Source organism: Comamonas sp. A23, from assembly GCF_004522605.1.
Taxonomy (GTDB): Bacteria; Pseudomonadota; Gammaproteobacteria; order Burkholderiales; family Burkholderiaceae_C; genus Comamonas; species Comamonas thiooxydans.
Window position 1 is genome coordinate 513,479 of sequence record NZ_RSDT01000001.1, and the last position, 18,760, is coordinate 532,238.

Sequence of the window (18,760 nt, forward strand, 5' to 3'; positions counted from 1 at the left end):
CTGGCCGCTGGCTCAGACGGCCTGTTCGTCGCGGATGTCGTTGCGCAGCAGTCCCAGCTGCTCGATCTCGACCTCCACCACATCGCCGTGCCTCATATAGAGCTTCGGGGTGCGGCCAAAACCTACACCTGCAGGCGTGCCCGAGAAAATCACATCTCCAGCCTGAAGTGTGATGGCCTCGCTGATCGTGGAAATCACCGTAGCCACGTCGAAAAGCATGTCGCGTGTGTTGGAGGATTGCACCGTCTCGCCGTTGAGCCGGGTTTCGATCTTCAGGCCGCTGCCACCGGGAGGCAACTCATCGGCAGTCACGATGTAGGGCCCGAAGGTGCCGGTGCCATCGAAGTTCTTGCCGACCGTCCATTGTGGAGACTTGAACTGGTAATCACGCACGGAGATTTCATTGCCAACCGCATAGCCGAATACGCAGTCCAGTGCGTTTTCCTTGGAAATATGGCGGCCTCCCTTGGCCAGCACGACGACCATCTCGCCCTCGAAATCCAGCGAATCGCTGACCAGCGGACGCTCAACCACGGCCTGGTGCGCTCCCAGGCTGGTGGCGGCGCGCAGGAACAGCGTGGGGTAGTCGGGCTGGTCGTACGGGCTTTCCTTGGTGTGATCGGCGTAGTTCAACCCGACGCAGAAGGTTTTGGGGGGCTCGGCAATCGGGGTGGCAAAAGTGGCGCTTTGAGGGGCAACGAACTCCGTCGCCTCCGATGCAAGACGCTGGAATTCCGAGAGGCTGGTGCCGGCGCGCAGCAAGTTGCCGATGTCGGCTCCAGGTGCAGTGGGCAGCAGGGCCAAACCTTGATCGGTGAGGGCTGCCGCGTGGCGTGTGCCGTTGACGAGGAGGGTGGTGAGCTTCATGAGAGGTCCTTCTAGCTAGCAATGAGTAAATCATATATTTTTTCAAAAAAATATATATTTTGGTTTTCCCTATATAAAACCTAAAATAGCTAGCACGCCAACGAGCCACTTCAGCATGACCGCAGCCTCGGAAACCTTCAAAACCACGGCATCAGCCTTGGCTAATGGAATACGCGCAGACATCATCAGTTGCACTCTTGCGCCAGGTGCGCGCCTACGCATCAAGGATTTGTGCGAACGCTATGACAGCGGCGCGATTCCTGTGCGAGAGGCGTTGTCGCGTTTGGCGTCCAGTGGGTTTGTGATTGCAGAGGACCAAAAGGGCTTTCGAGTCGCCTCAGTCTCGGTAGATGAGCTGACGGACATCACCAACACCCGTGTCCACATCGAATGCGAGGCTCTTCGCCTGTCCATCGCAAATGGCGGTCTGGACTGGGAGGAGACGTTGGCAGGTGCCTTCTACCGCCTCAGCCGGTTGCCAATGCTTGGCGAAGGGCAGGGAGTCGAGCCAGAGTGGGAGAAGGCGCACGCCGCATTTCATGCGGCGCTTATCAGTGCTTCGGGCTCAAACTGGCTCAACGGGTTGGCAGCCCTGTTGCGTGATCAGACAACAAGATACAGGCATCTGTCGGTCGTCAATCAGCACGCAAACGCTCCCGCAACAGCATTCGAAAGCACGGATCGTGATGTCGCCGGCGAACATCAAAGACTCTTGGATGCTGTGCTGGCGCGGGATGAACAAGCCGCAACGAAGCTGCTTTCTGAGCACCTGTGGTCGACGACGAATCTTGTGCTGGCGCTGACTCAATCAAAGATCTAGCAGCAGTGGCCAGATCTAGCGCTGTCTCTATGGTGTGCTGAAACTAGCAGAGAACTGGTCAGTTTCCCTGTGCCCCTCTATTGGATATCGGATGAACTTTCAATCGTGTAGACAGATGGCCCGTCTTGGCGGCGCGATGGCGTCGAGTCTGTTCCTGGCTTGGGCAATGCCTGCGCTGGCTGCCCCTGCCACCTATGTGATCGATCCCACACACTCAAGTGGACTTCCGCTGGCAACACCTCGGTCTGTCCACTCCTGCAGCGAGCTTTGATGAAGTCAATGGACATATCTCATGGGATGCGGAGAAGCCAGCCAGTTCCAGCGTTGAGGTCAGCATGCCCGTGCGCAGCGTTCGCACGCGAGTTCCTGGCTTTGACGCTGATTTCATATCGTCCGAGTTCTTCGATGCAGCTCAGTTTCCTGACATTCGTTTCTGCAGCACGGAAGTGACACGCGTTGTGCTGGGGAACCGGTTTCGTGTCCGAGGAGAATTGACTGTCAAAGGCATTACGAAGCCAGTCACGCTCGAGGCGGTGTTGAACGGCCAAGGCATTCACCCTATGCTCAAGCGTCCCGTGCTGGGTTTTGATGCATTGGGCGTCATTCGTCGCTCTGACTACGGAATGCCCATCGCATTGCCGGACGTGAGCGACGAGGTGGCCATTCGCATAACCGTTGAGGCTATTGGGAAAGAGGTCAAGATCGGCGAGTAATGGCGACTCATGGTCGGCCGGGCATCTAATGGGCAGAGGCGGACGCTACCGCCTAACGGTAGCTTGCCGATAAGTCAATCACTGAGTGACGTGATCAACTCTATCGGCGTCTGTGAAACTGGGGGGGACTCAAGGAGATTCACTCGGCTTTGGCGCCGGAGAGCTTTACCAACTGCGCCCACGTCGCGACATCCTTGCGTCGCACTGCATCAAAGTCGGCAAGGCTCATCGACGTGGGCATGAGACCCAGATCACTTAGCGTCTTCTTGAAGTCGGCCGATGCGGTAGCCTGTGCCAGCGCCGAACGCAGCTTGCGCTGCACAGGCTCAGGGGTTTTGGCTGGAACAAAGATGGCGTACCAGCTGTCGGTGGACATCGGGATCCCATGTTCAGCCAGCGTGGGCACCTCGGGCATGGCGGACGAGCGCTGGCTGCCAGTCATCGCGATGACGCGTACCTTGCCTGCCTTGTAGAACGGGGCAACCACCAGCGGGTCGGTCACTGCCACGGACAGTTGTCCGGCCAGGACATCATTGAGCGCGAGGACGGTACCTTTGTAGGGGACATGGGTCATGGAGGTGCCGCTTTGGCGGTTCACCATTTCCATCGCCAAGTGCCCCGAGGAGCCGATACCCCAGCTTCCATAGGCACCGCCGTCCTTGGATTGCTTGGCCCAGCGAATGAGCTCGGCGATGCTGTGTACGGGTAGCGAGGGTGCTACCACGATAGGGTTACCGAAGGTCGCGATCTGGGCAATGGGTGCAAAGTCCTTGACCGGGTCATAGCGCAGTTGTGTATAGAGGGCTGGCGCGATGGCATTGGTGACCGAGGCTCCGAGCAGCACGGTGTAGCCGTCGGCGGGGGCACGCGCGACATTGCCCGTGCCCAGCGTGCCGGCAGCACCCGTGACGTTCTCGACGATGACGGGTTGCGCGAGTGCATCCGACAACTGTTTGGCCAGCAGGCGTCCAAGCGTGTCCGTGCCGCCGCCGGCCGCGAACGGTACGACCAGCTTTACAGGTCGCTGCGGATAGTCATCTGCGCGTGCCGGTAGCACGGTGGTCGCGAGTCCGATGGCCAGGAAGGCAAGCAGCGGACGGACTTTTGAACGGATCGACATGCATATCTCCGATGTAGTGATGTAGTCAGTTGGGTTTATCCCATGCTGTTTTCGGTGCGGCAATGTGATGTTTCGCACAGAGAAATGGCGCGTGCTTTCTTGGATCGCGTCATGTACTGGCAGGCGAGTTCCGCGGGCAGGAGGGGCGACCGGATGGCTTGAAGCTGGGGCCGCATGATGCTGGCCGACCAAAGCAGAAACCCAAGGGTTGCCAGTGCCGTGATGGCAATGGCCAACGAAAGCCCGGCTGTCAACAGGCGAGGTGTTTTCCCGCAAAGGAGGCGGGCTTGGCTGCAACGCTGCAGGGTCACTACGGCAACACCTCCTGCGAGCAGGAGCGTCAAGGCGGAAGCTGCTAGCAGTACTGCGCTTTGCTGAGAAATCGCGATACGAAGCAGCAAGAGCGACACGATGCCCTGGCCGAGGCACGTGCGTCGCCAGGCCAGGGCCGTGCGCTCCCGCTGCAGGCCAGCGTCGTAACAAGCTCTCATGCGAACCACATGGCGGCTGTGCTGGAGCCCAATGCCAGGAGCATCCACGCGAGAATGGGCAACAGCCTGGACTGAGGCAATGCGTGGTTATGGCGCATTGCAATTTCATTGGCACGCCAGCGAAAGTAGGCGTTGACCCCCAGACCGCCGGCCAGGAGAGCGAGTGCGCAACTCAGCGCAGCGATGAATGCACGAGGCATCCCCATGCTCACCTGGTGCAACACCAGTGCACCCGCAAGAATGGCCAAGGCGGTCCTCACCCAGGCTAGAAAGGTGCGCTCGTTCGCAAGCGAGAACCGGTAGTCGGGGGTGTTGCCAGATTCGTACCAAGGCTGCTTGCTGGAGACCACCTTGGATCGTGTCGATTTGCTTTCAGGCATGGTTATTCTGGACATCAGTTCAACTCGATGCCGGCCTGTTTGATCACTTTGCCCCACTTGTCTGTCTCTTTGGCGATGAAGGAATCGAATTCACTGGCAGACTGCGGCGCCAGTTCCATGCCCAGGGTGTCAAACTTGGCTTTGACATCAGGCATAGCCAGGGTCGCTGCCATATCGCTGGATAACTTGCGCAGCACGGGCTCCGGGGTCTTGCCAGGGGCAACCAGGCCGAACCAGGTGCCGACCTGGTAGTTGGGCAGCTTGGCGGCCTCGGCAACGGTGGGGAGATCGGGCGCTGCCTCGGCACGTTTGGCCGTAGTAACTGCGAGCGGCCGCAGCTTTCCTGCCTTGGCATACGGCATGGCCAGCGCCGCGGACATTGGCATCATCGCGACGCGGCCCGAAAGAAGGTCGTTCAGTGCATCCGTTTGTCCTTTGTAGGGGACATGCGCCAGCTTGATGCCAGCCTCCTGCGCCAGCAACTCGCCGGAAAGATGATTCGAGGTGCCGATACCGGCGGTGGCATAGGTCAACGGGGTAGTGCTGGATTTGGCCAGCGCCACGAACTCCGCCATGGTTTTGGCGGGCACGCCAGGATGTACCACGATGACATTCGGCACGGTCCCGAATCCCGCGACAGCTTTGAAGTCGCGGACCGGATTCCATGACAGCCCCTTCTGCAGGGTTGGCAGCACGGCATGACTGGGGCTGACCAACAGGAGCGTATAGCCGTCCGCAGGCGACTGTGCGACGTATCCTGTGCCGATGGACCCTCCGGCGCCTGTCTTGTTTTCCACGACCACCGGCTTGCCGTATCGGGACTGGAGCTTGTCGGCGACCACGCGTGCCACGGAGTCGACGATGCCGCCGGCGGAGAAGGGCACGATGATTCTGATGGGTTTGCTGGGATAGTCTGCCTGGGCCATGGCTGGCGCGACACAAGCACATGCGAGCGTTGCTACCAGTGTGCGGATGGTTTTCATGGTTTGTCTCCTGGTATTTTTTATGGGCTTATTCGGCGATTGCGGCCAGTGTTCGCTTGGCGATGTTCCCGATGTGGACCTGGCTGGTGCCTTCGTAGATGCGAAACACGCGCACGTCGCGGTAAAAGCGTTCGGCAACGTTGCCGGCCATATACCCTTGGCCACCGAACAACTGCACGGCCCGATCGGCAACGCGGCCACACATCTCCGACGCAAACAGCTTGCACATGGAGGCTTCCATCGTCACATCCTGGCCTGCATCACGCTTGCGAGCGGTCTCCATCAGCAGCGCACGTGCGGCATGCACTTCCATGTTGCTTTCGGCAATCAGCTGCTGCACGAGCTGAAACTCGGCGATCGGCTGACCCGACTGCCGACGGGAGAGCGCTCGACGCGCCATCTCGTCAACCAAACGGATAGCCGGGCCTATGCACAGGCCGGCGAGGTTGATGCGCTGCTTGTTTAATGCACGCATGGCAGTGCGAAAGCCCTGGCCTTCGAGTTCACCAACAATGGCGCTCTTGTGAACGCGAACACTGTCCAGCAGTACCTCGCCTACCGGGGAGCCATGCTGCCCCATCTTGCGCGGCGGGGTGGGAGTGGTGAGCCCTGGCGTGCCCCGCTCGATGAGGAACGCCGTCAGTCCGTTGGCGCCGCGGCCCTGCGGGTCGGTTCGGGCGACAACGGTAAACAGATCGGCAATGGGGGCATTGGTGATGAAGCACTTCTTGCCTGTCAGGACGTAGTCGTCTCCGTCGCGCACTGCCACCGTCTTCTGCGCGGTAGCATCCGAGCCAGCTTCGGGCTCGGTCAGCGCGAAGCAGCCGGTGACCTTGCCGCTGGCCAGCAGAGGCAGGTACTTGCGCTTTTGCTCCAGCGTTCCATCGACGACCAGCGATTCGGATGCGATGCCGGTGTTGCCACCGAATCGTGCACGAAAGGTGGTGGCGACCTGCGACACTTCAATGTTCACCAGCGACAGCTCCTCGCTGGTGAGGCCCGAGCCGCCATATTCCTCAGGGATGCTGTGGCCGAACAGACCGACTTCCCGCATGCGCTGCACCAGTGGCTCGGGGATGAGATCGTCGGCGTCGATCTGCTCTTCCAGTGGCAGGCATTCGGTACGAACGAAGTGGCGCACATCGGCGAGGAGGAGGGCAAAGGCTTCTGGGTTTCGGATCATGGCAATGTCGATGGTTGAGGGTTAGCGCAGCCCCTGCGCAAATTCAAGCTGCAGTGCAGCGTCTTTCAGCAAGGGAACGACTTCGCGTACCAGGCTGTTCTTATGCACGCGGTAGGCGGCCAGCGTGCAATTCATGGCGAGTGGTGCCTCGCCCGCGGATTGCCGCAGCGGCACGGCCACCGCATGGATGTCCTTCTGCCAATCGCCAAGCGAATGGCAGTAGCCCTGATCATTGAAGAGCTTCAGATCCGTCTCCCAGGAGGCGCGGAACCTGCCATAGAGCTCAGGATCCTGCACCTTCAAGTAGTTCAGCAGTGCGGTGCGCTCTTGCCTGGGGTGCGCGAGAATCAGGGCGCGACCAATGGCAGCTGGCAGTAGCGGTCGCGAGCTTCCGATGTCCGGCAGGTGCTGATTGGCCGTATCGGCACGCACCGAGTCCACGTAGACCACATTTCCGCGATCACGCACGCCCAGGTTGACCGTGCAGCCGGTCTGCCTTGCGAGCGCCTCCATAATCGGTTTGGCTATCTGACGCACCTGCATGCTGGCCAGAAGTGGTTGGCCTAGCGACAGCACGCCCGGACCCAGTCTGAACTTCTGAGAGACGGGGTCGCGGCTCAGGTAGCCAAGCAGCCCCAAGGTGTAGGTCAGGCGCGATACGGTGGGCTTGGGCAGTCCGGTGCGGTCGGCAATCTCCCGGTTGCCCAGCACTGGCGTCGCCGCGGTGAAAGCGCGCAGTACCTCCATGCCGCGCGCTAGGTTCATCGAGAACTGGCGATCGGAGGAAAGGTCGTGCGGGTCGACAAGGCCCGGAAGATGAATAGTGGTCATGGCGTGCTGCTTTCGGCTAGTGGTTGGCATGATTACTCCTGAGGCAAAAGGCGTGAACTGACTGTTTCGCTCTGCGAAATGCCTGCTTCCATGCTGCCACTGCGTTGTCAAAAATGACAGCCTGTTTCAACAACACAGGTTGCTCATGAAAACCACCACTACTCTTGGCGGCGCCCTTCAGGGGGTGCGCATTCTCGATATGGCTACGGTCCTGGCCGGTCCTTCGGGCGCCACTCTGTGCGGGGACCATGGCGCGGATGTGGTCAAGCTGGAGTTGCCAGACGGCAGTGATGCGCTTCGGCACATGCAGCCGGTGAAGGAGGGTGTCCCCCTGTGGTGGAAGGTGGCCAATCGCGGCAAGCGTGGCATCACGCTGGATGTACGCAAACCCCAGGGGCGGGAGTTGTTGCTGTCCATGCTGCCGAGCTTTGACGTGCTGGTGGAGAACTTCCGCACGGGAACGATGGACCGTTGGGGCTTGGATATCGAAACCTTGCACCGTGCCAACCCGCGTCTGGTCGTCATACGGCTCACGGGCTTCGGCCAGACAGGGCCATACCGTAGTCGACCAGGCTTCGCCCGCGTCTTCGAGGCCATGAGCGGCTTCACCAGTCTCACGGGTGAGGCTGGTGGTTCACCGTTGCATGCCAACTTCCCGATAGGCGACTCCGTGGCAGGACTGTTCTGCGCCTTTTCTATCGCCGCCGAGATTGCCAGGCTCCGAGGGGATCCACAAGCCAAGGGTGCCGAGGTCGACCTGTCGGCCACGGAGGCGCTGTTCCGCCTGCTGGAGCCGCTGCCGGTGGAGCACGAGCAACTCGGGCAGGTCCGCCAGCGCACCGGCAACCGCACCAGCTACACAGCGCCCTCCAACATGTACCGCAGCGCCGATGGCGTGTGGTTCTCGCTGGTGGCCTCGTCGCAGGGCGTATACGAGAGACTGTGCCGGGCCGTCGACAGGCCCGATTGGATCACTGACCCCCGCTACACCACCAATCCGCTACGGGTGCAGAACATGGAGGCGCTCGACAACGAACTGGCTGCCTGGTTCCGGGCCCGTACGTTCGATGACATCGCGCAGCGGCTGGAGCAGCACGAACTGCCCTTCACCAAGGTCTACACCATTGCCGACATAGAGGCGGACCCGCATTTCCAGGCACGCGAGGCCATCATCCGCCTGCCCGACCCCGAGTATGGCAGCCTGCCCGCTCCCTGCATCGTGCCCCGCGTGGTGGGGAGGGAGCAGCCTGTGCCGCGCACCGGCCCAGGTGTGGGCGAGCACAACGCTGAGGTGTATGGCGAATTCGGCCTGGGGGCACAGCAGCTGGATGCGTTGCGTGCCGCTGGCGTGATCTGAGGATTGCCATGACGAATGAGTCAATTCCCGCGCAATTTGCTGCGTTGCGCACCCATTGCGCAGACGGACACGTAACCTCTCGCATTGAGCAGCTTGGCCTGCAGGACCTCACGCCGGGTGAGGTGGTGCTGCGCGCTCGCTACGCCGGCGTCAACTACAAGGACTGCCTGTCGATCCATGGCGAAGCCAGGATCATCAAAGGGTTCCCGCGCATTGCCGGCATCGAGGTCGTGGGTGAGGTGCTGAGTTCGTCATGCGAACTGTTTGCACCAGGAACCGAGGTCTTGGTGCATGGCTTCGAGACCGGTATTGCTTTCGATGGCGGTTTCTCCGAGATTGTGCGCGTGCCCGCTGAGCATGTGCAGCGACTGCCTGTGGGACTGACGCCGCACCAGGCTGCCATCCTCGGGGTGCCGGGCTTTACCGCGGCCATGGCCCTGGAGCGCTTTGAGCAACTGGGCCTGACACCCGATTCAGGGCTCGTGGCCGTATCGGGCGCGAGCGGGGCGGTCGGGATGCTGGCCATCACTATCCTGGCCCGTGCAGGCTGGCGTGTCGCGGCGCTCACGAGGCGAATGGAGCAAGCTCCTCTACTGCGAGATCTCGGCGCAGCGGAAGTCATCGATATCAACTCGGCCCTCGAAGCCCCGCGTCCGCTGGAGACAGCGCGCTTTGCGGCAGCCATTGACAACGTGGGAGGCCCGGTGTTGGCGTGGCTACTGCGCTCCATGCAGGACAGTGGTTGTGTTGCCTCAGTGGGGAACGCCGCCGGCAATAGCTACGAGGGCAGCGCGTTGCCATTCATCATGCGGCGCGTGCAACTGTTTGGCGTGGTGGCCAACGCGCCGTGGCCGCAGCGCTTGCGCCTCTGGGAGCGATTGGCAGGCCCACTACGGCCGGACTTCGCGTCGTTGACGGCGCATGTACACCATGTCCAACTGGTGGAGCTCATGGACCATGCTCGGCGGCAACTGCAGGGCAGGGCTGGAGGGCGAACCCTCGTAACCTTTGGAGGTGAGAAATGAAAGGTAAGAGTGGCCCGCTCACAGGACTGCGCGTGCTCGAAATGGAGGCCATTGGCCCCGTTCCATGGGCCGGCATGATGCTGGCTGATATGGGGGCGGATGTCGTGCGCATCGACAGGCCCGAAGCACAGCACATGGGTATGCGGCGTGACGAGCGCTTCCAGTTCAACGGGCGCGGCAAGCGCTCGGTGTTGGCTGATGTCAAGACAGTGGAGGGCCGGGAGCTGGTCCTGAATATGGTCGAGCGTGCCGACGTGCTCCTGGAAGGGCTGCGACCTGGTGTCATGGAGCGCCTGGGCCTGGGCCCCAACGAATGCCTGGCGCGTAATCCTGCGTTGGTCTATGGGCGCATGACCGGCTGGGGCCAGAGCGGCCCGTTGGCCCAGGCGGTCGGGCACGACATCAACTACATTGCCACCACCGGTGTGCTGCATGCTGTGGGCCCGGCTGAGGAGGTACCTCCGGTGCCGTTGAATCTGATCGGCGACTTCGGCGGCGGGGGGATGCTGCTGCTGGCCGGCGTTCTGGCTGCCGCGCTGCATGTGCGCGGTGGCGGCCAAGGGCAAGTGGTGGACGCGGCCATGGTAGATGGCACGCTGGCGCTGATGGCGCCCATCCTGGGTCAATGGCAGGCTGGGGAGTGGTCCGAGCGCAGGCAGTCGAACTGGCTGGACGGCGGTGCTCACTTTTACCGCAATTACGCCACCGCGGACGGCAAGTATCTCGCCGTCGGTGCCATCGAGCCGCGTTTCTATGCTGCCTTGTTGCAGGGGCTAGGCCTAGCGGGCGAACAACTGCCCAAGCAGCACGACCGCTCGGCATGGCCGTCTATGCGCGAGCGCTTGTCGAACATCGTCCGACAGCACTCCTGCGCGCACTGGATGGCCGTTTTTGAGGGCACCGAAGCCTGCGTATCGCCTGTGCTCTCACTGGGTGAACTGGCCAGCCAATCCCATCTGGCCCAGCGCGGCAGCTTTGTGAACGTGGAGGGGGCGTTGCACCCGGCTCCCGCACCGAGGTTCTCGCACACGCCTTCGGCGATCGCCAGTGCTCCGGTGGTGCGCGGCGCAAACGCTGAAGCCACGCTTGCCGATTGGGGCGTGTCGCGGTCTGCTCACCCCGTCCAGCAGGATTGAACCCTCATTTCTTTGTCTTCGAGAAGGAACCTCATGTCTGAATCTATTGTCATAGTGGGCGCAGCCCGCACTCCCATGGGCAGCTTTCAGAGCGATTTTGCATCGCTCAGCGCCAGCGACCTGGGCGGCGCAGCCATTCGTGCGGCGGTAGAGCGCGCCGGTATTTCCGGCGATGCCGTTGGAGAAGTGCTGATGGGCAATTGCCTGTTGGCAGGGCAAGGTCAGGCGCCCGCCCGCCAAGCGGCCCTGAAGGCCGGCCTGCCGCAAAGCGCCGGTGCCGTCACGCTCAGCAAGATGTGCGGCTCGGGCATGAAGGCGGCAATGCTGGCGCATGACATGCTGCTGGCCGGCAGCCATGAGGTCATGGTGGCCGGAGGCATGGAGAGCATGACCAATGCGCCTTATCTGATGCTCAAGGGGCGCGGGGGCTATCGCATGGGCCATGACCGGATCTTCGACCACATGATGCTCGATGGATTGGAAGATGCCTACGAGCCGGGCCGCTCCATGGGTACCTTTGGTGAGGACTGCGCTGCCAAGTATGGCTTTACCCGTGAGGCGCAGGACGCTTTCGCCATTGCATCGGTGACGCGCGCTCGGCAGGCGGGCGAAAGCGGTGCCTTTGCCGCCGAGATTGCCCCTGTTACTGTCAGCACGCGCGCTGGTGAAACCGTGGTTGCCATCGACGAAGGGCCGGGCAAGGTCAGACTCGACAAGATCCCCACGCTCAAGCCGGCGTTCAAGAAGGACGGCACGATTACCGCAGCCGCCAGTTCCAGCATCAACGATGGGGCGGCGGCCCTGGCGATGATGTGCGAAAGCACCGCCGCTCGCCTGGGCGCCCGGCCTCTGGCACGCATCGTCGCACATGCAACCCACGCGCAGGCACCTGCATGGTTTTCTACAGCGCCTTTGGGGGCCACGCAGAAGCTGCTCGCCAAGGCCGGCTGGAAGGTCTCTGATGTTGATCTGTGGGAGATCAACGAGGCCTTTGCCGTGGTCCCGATGGCGCTGATGACGGAGTTGAACATAGACCACGGCATCGTCAATGTGCATGGCGGCGCATGCGCGCTGGGGCATCCGATCGGCGCTTCGGGTGCACGCATCATGGTGACGCTCATTCATGCGCTGCGAGCCCGTGGAGCCAAGCGCGGCGTGGCCACGCTGTGCATAGGCGGTGGCGAAGCCACGGCCATCGCCCTGGAGGTGCTGTGATGGAAGTCGCGAACAAAGTATTCGTCGTCACCGGTGGTGCGTCGGGCCTGGGGGAGGGCACGGCCCGCATGCTAAGCGCCAAAGGCGCCAAGGTGGTGATCGCAGATTTGCAGGCCGACAAGGGTGAGGCGCTGGCCGCCGAGCTGGGTGGCGCCGCGGGCCAGGCGGCCTTTGTGCGCTGCGACGTTAGCAAGGCCGAGGACGGCGAAGCCGTGGTGCGCAAGGCGCTGGAGCTGGGCCCGCTGTTCGGTCTGGTGAACTGTGCCGGCATCGCCCCCGCCGAGAAGACTGTGGGCAAGAATGGCGCCCATGCGCTGGACCTGTTCACCAAGACCATCACCGTCAACCTGGTGGGCAGCTTCAACATGATCCGCCTGTGCGCGGCCGCCATGGCCAACAACGCGCCCGAGCCCACCGGCGAGTGCGGCGTTCTGATCTCCACCGCCAGCGTGGCCGCCTACGACGGACAGATCGGCCAGGCTGCGTACTCCGCCTCCAAGGGCGGCGTGGTCGGCATGACGCTGCCTATCGCTCGCGACCTGGCGAGGAGCGGCATCCGCAACATGACCATCGCACCCGGCATCTTCGGCACGCCCATGGTCTTCGGCATGCCGCAGGCGGTGCAGGACGCGCTGGCTGCGGGAGTGCCTTTTCCCTCGCGTCTGGGGACGCCAGAGGATTACGCGCGGCTTGCCCTGCACATCATCGAGAACGACATGCTCAATGGTGAGGTAATCCGCCTGGATGGTGCGATCCGCTTATCGCCGCGCTGATAGCGGCAAAGCAATGTGGGCCTGAAAGCTCTGTCGCCGATAGGCCCGGTATTGCATTCACCGCAGAAGAAGCGCCTGAGGAATTGGTCTCAAGCCAATAGCGTCAGCGGCTAATTGCTCACCTCGTAATCGGCAGTGGTGTCAGGTATTTGAGACAGGCGCATTCGTTGCGCTTGAAGCATATGCCTGCGCCTATGGAATGCCTGTTCACATAGATGTATCAGAGCAGGCATTTCGACAAGCGAAACGGTCTATTGCTGCTGGTAGGCCCACATGTTGAGATACGTGCATTGCACCTGACAGGAGACGTGCCGTTGTGAATCACGAATTTACAACTGCCTGTGAATGAAGCGATTTGCCATCGCAGCAGGTTACTAAAGCTTCATTGAGATGCACGACCGATTTTCTGAGCAATTTGTTTATCACCCGAATGGTTTGCATGGCCTTCATGTTTACCACAGGTGAATTGATCGACTCGTTTGCCATCTACACGAAAGAAATAAATCCATGGATCTGCGCTTCACATGCGAAGAACAGGCATTTCGCGAGGAGGTTCGTGACTTCCTATCGCGCAAGTTGCCTAAGGACCTGAGTGCCAAGGTGCTGGGGCACCAACACTTGAACAAGGAAGACTATGTCCGCTGGCATCGTATTCTTAGTTCGCATGGCTGGGGAGCCCCCGGATGGCCTACTGAATTCGGTGGTACGGGCTGGAATCCCTTGCAGCGCCTCATTTTCGACATCGAATGTGGGCGAGCCGGAGCGCCTCGATTGCTGGCATTTGGTCTGAACATGATCGGTCCGGTGTTGATGAAGTACGGCAGCCTCGCGCAGCAGCAGCGCTTTTTGCCTCGCATACCTGCTGTGGACGATTTTTGGTGCCAAGGCTTTTCGGAGCCTGGGGCGGGGTCTGACTTGGCTTCACTCAGGACTCGTGCAGTGCGAAAGGGTGATCGCTACGTCGTCAATGGACAGAAAACCTGGACAACGATGGCTCACTGGGCGGACTGGATCTTCTGCTTGGTGCGGACAGATGCTGAAGCTAAACCGCAGGAGGGTATATCGCTCCTGCTGATCGACATGAAAACCCCGGGTATCACGGTCCGCCCCATTAAGACCCTGGATGGCGGATATGACGTGAACGAAACCTGGTTCGAAGACGTCGAAGTGCCGCTGGAAAACCTGGTTGGCCAGGAAAACCGTGCTTGGACATACGCGAAGTACTTGCTTGGACACGAACGTACCGGCATTGCGGGTATCGGCCAATGCCATCGCGAACTGGCGCAACTCAAGCGCTATGCGGCGGCGACCTTCGATGGGGTTGGTCGCCCACTGATCGAGACGCCGCGAGTGCGCGACAAGATCATGCACATCGAAATGGATGTGATGGCTCTGGAAATGCTGCTGCTGCGGGTAGCTACTCAGGCCGCGGGTACTCCCGGACCAGCGGCCTCCATTATCAAAATCCGCGGCTCGGAGCTGCAGCAGGAGCTGGCAATGCTCCAGATGGAGATTGCCGGACCTGATTCTTGGCCTTTTGCCACCGAATGGCTGCATGGGGTTGAACAGCCAGTCAGTGGCCCTGCATGGGCTGCACCTGCGACCTCCACGTACTTCGACATGCGTAAAACCACGATTTTTGGCGGCGCGACGGAGGTGCAGAAGAACATCATTTCCAAGGCCATCTTGGGACTTTGATCGAGGGAATACGTATGGACTTCATCTATAGCGAAGAGCAGCGCATGCTCGCCGATAGCCTTCGACGCTTTATCGACACTGAATATACCTTTGAGAAACGTCGGGCGATCTTGCAGTCTGACGATGGCGTGGATCCGAACATTTGGGCCAGTCTCGCGGATATGGGTATTCAGGGTTTGAGCATTCTTCCTGAATATGGCGGATTTGGTGGCGATGCGGCCTCCCAACTGGTCGTGCAGCATGAGCTCGGTCGGGGATTGGTATGCGAGCCCGTTACCTCGAGTGCGGCGATCGCCTCCACCATCATCCAGGCACATGGGAGTGCGCAACAAAAGGCTGACTGGCTTCCTGGGCTGGCGACAGGCGAGCGCATTGCAGCTCCCGCTTACCTGGAGCAGGGGAGCCGATTTGATCCCGCATCGGTGCAGACAGTCGCCGAGCGAAGGGGCGATGGCTACGTCCTGAACGGAACGAAGACTCTGGTTTGGCATGGAATGGCCGCCGATGCCTTGATCGTCAGCGCAAGGCTTGCAGGAATCGAGGGGCTTACCCTGTTCCTTGTTCCAGCAGACACCCCGAACGGCCTTCATAGGGTCAGTCTGCCCACGGTGGATGGCCATCGAGTGGCAAGCGTCGTCCTGACTGATGTGCACTTGCCAGCTTCAGCGCTTGTAGGCGAGCCCGGAAATGGCTTGGCGGCGCTGCAGTCCGGTCTGGATTGGGGCATCGCTGCGATCTGTGCGGAAGCCGCGGGTGCCATGGAGCGGCTGATCGAGATTACTGCGGAGTACCTGCGCGTGCGCAAACAGTTTGGTGTTCCGCTGGGAAGATTTCAGGCTCTCCAGCATCGAATGGCCGAGATGCTGGTGCAGAAGGAGCTTGCGGTATCGATGTCCTACGTTGCTGCCCGAGCGCTCGAAGAATCAGACAGTGCCGAACGCCAACGCATGTTGTCGGCTGCGAAAGTGATCGTCGCGCGCGTAGGACGCTTCGTCGGTCAGCAGGCGATCCAGCTCCATGGCGGCATGGGTATGACGGACGAAATGGCGGCTGGCGATTACTTCAAACGGCTGACGATGATCGATCCCCTGCTCGGGGATACAGGTTTCCATCTCGATCGTTATTCCGCTGTGTTTCAGGCCTGAGTCGTCTGACCGTGTCTCCATATTAACTACGAGGAAAGCACCATGAAATCCAATGTTTATGTCGCCGGAGTCGGCATGATCCCCTTCAACAAGCCAGGGGCCAGCGCTCACTATGACGAGATGGCGGCTCAGGCCGTACGGCAGGCGCTGGTGGACGCAGGCCTGAAGTTCGAGCAGGTACAGCAGGCCTATGCCGGCTATGTCTACGGCGATTCCACTTGCGGCCAGAAGGCCCTGTACCGCGTCGGCATGACGGGTATTCCGGTGGTCAACGTCAACAATAACTGCTCCACGGGGTCGAGTGCCCTGTGGTTGGCGCGTCAGGCTGTGCGCAGCGGCGAGGCGGAATGCGTTCTGGCCTTTGGTTTCGAGGAAATGAGTCCGGGAGCGCTGAAGACCGCCTTTCCAGACCGCCCGCGTGCCATGGAGCGCGCCAATCTGCTGGCTGAGGAGCTGTTGCCGCCAGCAGACATGCCCAGTCCCGCGATCCGCCAGTTTGGCGGCGCAGGTCTAGCACACATGCAGAAGTATGGCACGCCGCTCTCGACCTTCGCCAAGATCCGGGCCAAGGCGAGCCGCCATGCAGCGCGCAATCCGCTGGCGGTGTTCCGCAAGGAGATGACCGCGGAAGAGGTGCTGAGCGCGCCTTTCGTCTGGGAAGGTGTGATGACTCGGCCGATGGCCTGCCCACCCACCTCGGGTGCTGCAGCGGCCCTGATCGTGTCTGAGGACTTTGCGCGCCGCCATGGCCTGCGCATGGATGTGCGGATTGCCGCCCAGGCGTTGACTACCGACACGCCCAGCACCTACGAGGCGCGCGACATGATCCGGCTGGTGGGGTTCGACATGGCACGCGCTGCAGCCACGAGCGTGTACGAGCAGGCCGGCATCGGCCCAGAGGACATCCATGTCATTGAGCTTCATGATTGCTTTGCGCAGAACGAACTGCTCACGTACGAGGCACTGGGCCTGTGCGGCGAGGGCGAGGGAGCCAAGCTCGTTGACGATGGCGATAACACCTATGGAGGTCGCTGGGTCGTGAATCCCTCGGGTGGCTTGCTGTCCAAGGGCCATCCGCTCGGCGCGACCGGGCTGGCGCAGTGCTATGAACTGACCCATCAACTGCGCGGCACGGCCGAGGATCGCCAAGTGCAGGGCGCACGGAATGCGTTGGCACACAACATTGGTCTGGGCGGCGCCTGTGTGGTGACGCTCTACCAGAAGGCTGGCTGATGCTGAAGCGCGAGCAGATCGGATTGCGCCTACCGGCATTCCAGGCGTGTGCAGATGTTTCGCAGCTACGGCTGTTTGCCAAAGTGGTGGGTGAGACAGACCCTTTGTACTTCGACGAGTCGGTAGCGCGGGCGGCGGGGCACCCATCCTTGCCGTTACCGCCCACGTTCCTGTTCTCTCTGGAGTTGCTGCAGCCGAACACCCAGTGGCGAGAGCGACTGGGCATCGACCCGGCGCGCATCTTGCATGGTGAGCAGTCATTTACGTACCACCGCACGGCCTATGCCGGAGAGACGCTGCTGTTCGAAACCCGGATTGCCGACATCTACGACAAAAAGGGGGGCGCGCTCGAGTTCGTGGTGAAGGAGACGCGCGTCAGCAACCTGGCTGGCGAGCATGTCGCTGACCTGCGCAGCACCATCGTCCACCGCAGCACCTGAGATATCCATGACTATGACCACTTCCTTGGCGCATGCCCAGGTGGGCGAATCGCTGACCCCCTTGGACTGTGCGCCGATCACGCGGACGATGCTGGCGCTGTTTGCCGGCGCATCCAACGACCACAACCCCATCCATATTGACATCGACTACGCACGCGATGCAGGCCTGCCGGACGTGATCGCTCACGGAATGCTGTCCATGGCATCGCTCGCCCGGATGCTCACCGGTCATGTCCCGCCTGGTCGTTTGCGCCAGTTCGGTGTGCGCTTTGTGGGGGTGACCCGCGTGGGTGACCGGCTCACCTGTACGGCCACCGTGCAGGAGCGCTTCCATGCGGATACTGAGGAGCGCGTTCGTCTTCAACTCCAGGCCACCGACCAGAAAGGCGAGATCAAGCTCGCCGGTGAAGCGGTAGTCGCTCTCTAATTCCTTTAATCGACGGAGACAATTCCATGAAAAAACTCGAAGGCAAGATTGCCCTGGTTACCGGCTCGGGACGAGGCATCGGCCGCGCAATTGCCCTCAAGCTTGCCAGCGAAGGAGCACGCATCGTCGTTAATGACCTCGATGCGGAGCCTGCCAACGAAGTGGTGCAGGCAGTGCGCGAGCTGGGCAGCGACGCCGTAGCCTGTGTTGGCAGCGTCACCGATCCCGAATTTGCACCTCGGTATGTCAAGACCGCCGTGGATACTTTTGGTGGGCTGGACATCATCGTCAATAACGCCGGCTATACCTGGGACGACGTGATCCAGAAAATGAGCGATGAGCAATGGGAGGCCATTCTGGACTGCCACCTGACGGCGCCGTTTCGAATCCTGCGTGCCGCGTATCCGGTCATCAAGGAGCTGGCGCAGGCCGAAGCGGCGCAGGGAATCGAGGTGCACCGCAAGGTTGTCAACATCTCGTCGGTGTCTGCCTTGAACGGCAATGTCGGCCAGGTCAACTACGCTGCGGCGAAATCGGGCGTGATCGGCATGACAAGAGTGCTGGCACGTGAGTGGGGGCGACTGAAGGTCAACGTGAACTGCGTGGCGTTTGGCCTGATCCAGACCCGAATGACCGCGGTGGACGCCAATGCGGGAGCTACGGTCAACATCGAAGGGCGTGAGATCCGAGTGGGCATGAATCCCGATGCCATCAAGAATCATGCGCAGCGCAACCCGCTTGGACGAGGCGGTACGCCCGAGGAGGCAGCGGGCGCCGTTTATCTGTTGTGCACGCCCGAAGCGAACTACGTGACCGGTCAGATGCTCACCGTGGCTGGAAACATTCAATAGAGCCCTTCTCGAGTGGGGTTGGGCATGAGATCAAATCTGATTCAGCTTTCAAAGAGCGGTAAAGCGAAGCCT

The 18,760-nt window shown here is 61.1% G+C and carries 20 protein-coding genes; 13 read left to right on the forward strand and 7 right to left on the reverse strand.

Annotated features, from left to right (window positions below; translation table 11 throughout):
- Positions 1–12 precede the first annotated feature (12 nt).
- Positions 13–867: a fumarylacetoacetate hydrolase family protein gene (locus EIC84_RS02415; RefSeq protein WP_003070221.1), complete on the reverse strand. Its 855-nt coding sequence runs from the start codon at positions 865–867 to the stop codon at positions 13–15.
- A gap of 115 nt (positions 868–982) precedes the next feature.
- Here EIC84_RS02415 and EIC84_RS02420 point away from each other — a divergent pair, with 115 nt between their 5' ends.
- Both EIC84_RS02420 and EIC84_RS02425 read left to right on the forward strand, forming a co-directional pair.
- Positions 983–1,687 (forward strand): GntR family transcriptional regulator, encoded by a 705-nt coding sequence (locus tag EIC84_RS02420; protein ID WP_003070219.1) that lies wholly within the window; start codon positions 983–985, stop codon positions 1,685–1,687.
- Between the two features lie 218 nt (positions 1,688–1,905).
- A complete protein-coding gene (locus tag EIC84_RS02425; RefSeq protein WP_050789013.1) occupies positions 1,906–2,400 on the forward strand; it encodes a YceI family protein in 495 nt (164 codons plus the stop codon).
- A 139-nt stretch (positions 2,401–2,539) separates the two neighbouring features.
- Here EIC84_RS02425 and EIC84_RS02430 read toward each other — a convergent pair whose 3' ends face one another.
- From EIC84_RS02430 to EIC84_RS02455, 6 genes are read right to left on the reverse strand one after another with little or no spacing between them, the layout of a single operon-like run.
- Positions 2,540–3,520: a tripartite tricarboxylate transporter substrate binding protein gene (locus EIC84_RS02430; RefSeq protein ID WP_003070214.1), complete on the reverse strand. Its 981-nt coding sequence runs from the start codon at positions 3,518–3,520 to the stop codon at positions 2,540–2,542.
- A 35-nt stretch (positions 3,521–3,555) separates the two neighbouring features.
- Positions 3,556–4,011 carry a DUF202 domain-containing protein gene (locus EIC84_RS02435; RefSeq protein ID WP_003070211.1) on the reverse strand — a complete coding sequence of 152 codons (456 nt, stop codon included), beginning with the start codon at positions 4,009–4,011 and terminating at the stop codon, positions 3,556–3,558.
- Entirely contained in the window at positions 4,008–4,391 is a 384-nt protein-coding gene (locus tag EIC84_RS02440) for a YidH family protein (RefSeq protein ID WP_003070209.1), read from the reverse strand. Before EIC84_RS02440 ends, EIC84_RS02435 begins: the two co-directional genes overlap by 4 nt.
- 14 nt (positions 4,392–4,405) lie before the next feature.
- Positions 4,406–5,374, reverse strand: a complete 969-nt coding sequence (locus EIC84_RS02445; RefSeq protein ID WP_003070207.1) for a tripartite tricarboxylate transporter substrate binding protein — start codon at positions 5,372–5,374, stop codon at positions 4,406–4,408.
- Between the two features lie 28 nt (positions 5,375–5,402).
- Positions 5,403–6,557, reverse strand: coding sequence for an acyl-CoA dehydrogenase family protein (locus EIC84_RS02450; protein ID WP_003070205.1), 1,155 nt, complete (start codon positions 6,555–6,557; stop codon positions 5,403–5,405).
- 21 nt (positions 6,558–6,578) lie between these two features.
- Positions 6,579–7,388, reverse strand: a complete 810-nt coding sequence (locus EIC84_RS02455) for an IclR family transcriptional regulator (protein WP_003070203.1) — start codon at positions 7,386–7,388, stop codon at positions 6,579–6,581.
- Positions 7,389–7,533: 145 nt separating this feature from the next.
- Here EIC84_RS02455 and EIC84_RS02460 point away from each other — a divergent pair, with 145 nt between their 5' ends.
- From EIC84_RS02460 to EIC84_RS02510, 11 genes are all read left to right on the forward strand, one after another.
- On the forward strand, positions 7,534–8,745 hold the full coding sequence (locus tag EIC84_RS02460; RefSeq protein WP_003070199.1) for a CaiB/BaiF CoA-transferase family protein: 1,212 nt from the start codon (positions 7,534–7,536) through the stop codon (positions 8,743–8,745).
- A gap of 8 nt (positions 8,746–8,753) precedes the next feature.
- Entirely contained in the window at positions 8,754–9,770 is a 1,017-nt protein-coding gene (locus tag EIC84_RS02465; protein WP_003070198.1) for a YhdH/YhfP family quinone oxidoreductase, read from the forward strand.
- Positions 9,767–10,906: a CaiB/BaiF CoA-transferase family protein gene (locus EIC84_RS02470; RefSeq protein ID WP_003070196.1), complete on the forward strand. Its 1,140-nt coding sequence runs from the start codon at positions 9,767–9,769 to the stop codon at positions 10,904–10,906. The genes EIC84_RS02465 and EIC84_RS02470 overlap by 4 nt, the downstream gene beginning before the upstream one ends.
- Before the next feature lie 33 nt (positions 10,907–10,939).
- Positions 10,940–12,121 carry an acetyl-CoA C-acyltransferase gene (locus EIC84_RS02475; RefSeq protein WP_003070193.1) on the forward strand — a complete coding sequence of 394 codons (1,182 nt, stop codon included), beginning with the start codon at positions 10,940–10,942 and terminating at the stop codon, positions 12,119–12,121.
- On the forward strand, positions 12,121–12,894 hold the full coding sequence (locus tag EIC84_RS02480; RefSeq protein ID WP_003070191.1) for a 3-hydroxyacyl-CoA dehydrogenase: 774 nt from the start codon (positions 12,121–12,123) through the stop codon (positions 12,892–12,894). Before EIC84_RS02475 ends, EIC84_RS02480 begins: the two co-directional genes overlap by 1 nt.
- Positions 12,895–13,401: 507 nt before the next feature.
- A complete protein-coding gene (locus EIC84_RS02485) occupies positions 13,402–14,592 on the forward strand; it encodes an acyl-CoA dehydrogenase family protein (RefSeq protein WP_003070188.1) in 1,191 nt (396 codons plus the stop codon).
- Positions 14,593–14,606: 14 nt separating this feature from the next.
- Positions 14,607–15,737 carry an acyl-CoA dehydrogenase family protein gene (locus tag EIC84_RS02490; RefSeq protein ID WP_003070187.1) on the forward strand — a complete coding sequence of 377 codons (1,131 nt, stop codon included), beginning with the start codon at positions 14,607–14,609 and terminating at the stop codon, positions 15,735–15,737.
- A gap of 42 nt (positions 15,738–15,779) precedes the next feature.
- Positions 15,780–16,970 carry a lipid-transfer protein gene (locus tag EIC84_RS02495; RefSeq protein ID WP_003070185.1) on the forward strand — a complete coding sequence of 397 codons (1,191 nt, stop codon included), beginning with the start codon at positions 15,780–15,782 and terminating at the stop codon, positions 16,968–16,970.
- A complete protein-coding gene (locus EIC84_RS02500) occupies positions 16,970–17,410 on the forward strand; it encodes a MaoC family dehydratase N-terminal domain-containing protein (protein ID WP_003070183.1) in 441 nt (146 codons plus the stop codon). Before EIC84_RS02495 ends, EIC84_RS02500 begins: the two co-directional genes overlap by 1 nt.
- A gap of 13 nt (positions 17,411–17,423) precedes the next feature.
- A complete protein-coding gene (locus tag EIC84_RS02505; protein WP_003070181.1) occupies positions 17,424–17,837 on the forward strand; it encodes a MaoC/PaaZ C-terminal domain-containing protein in 414 nt (137 codons plus the stop codon).
- Positions 17,838–17,863: 26 nt separating this feature from the next.
- Entirely contained in the window at positions 17,864–18,688 is an 825-nt protein-coding gene (locus tag EIC84_RS02510) for an SDR family NAD(P)-dependent oxidoreductase (RefSeq protein ID WP_003070180.1), read from the forward strand.
- Positions 18,689–18,760 lie beyond the last annotated feature (72 nt).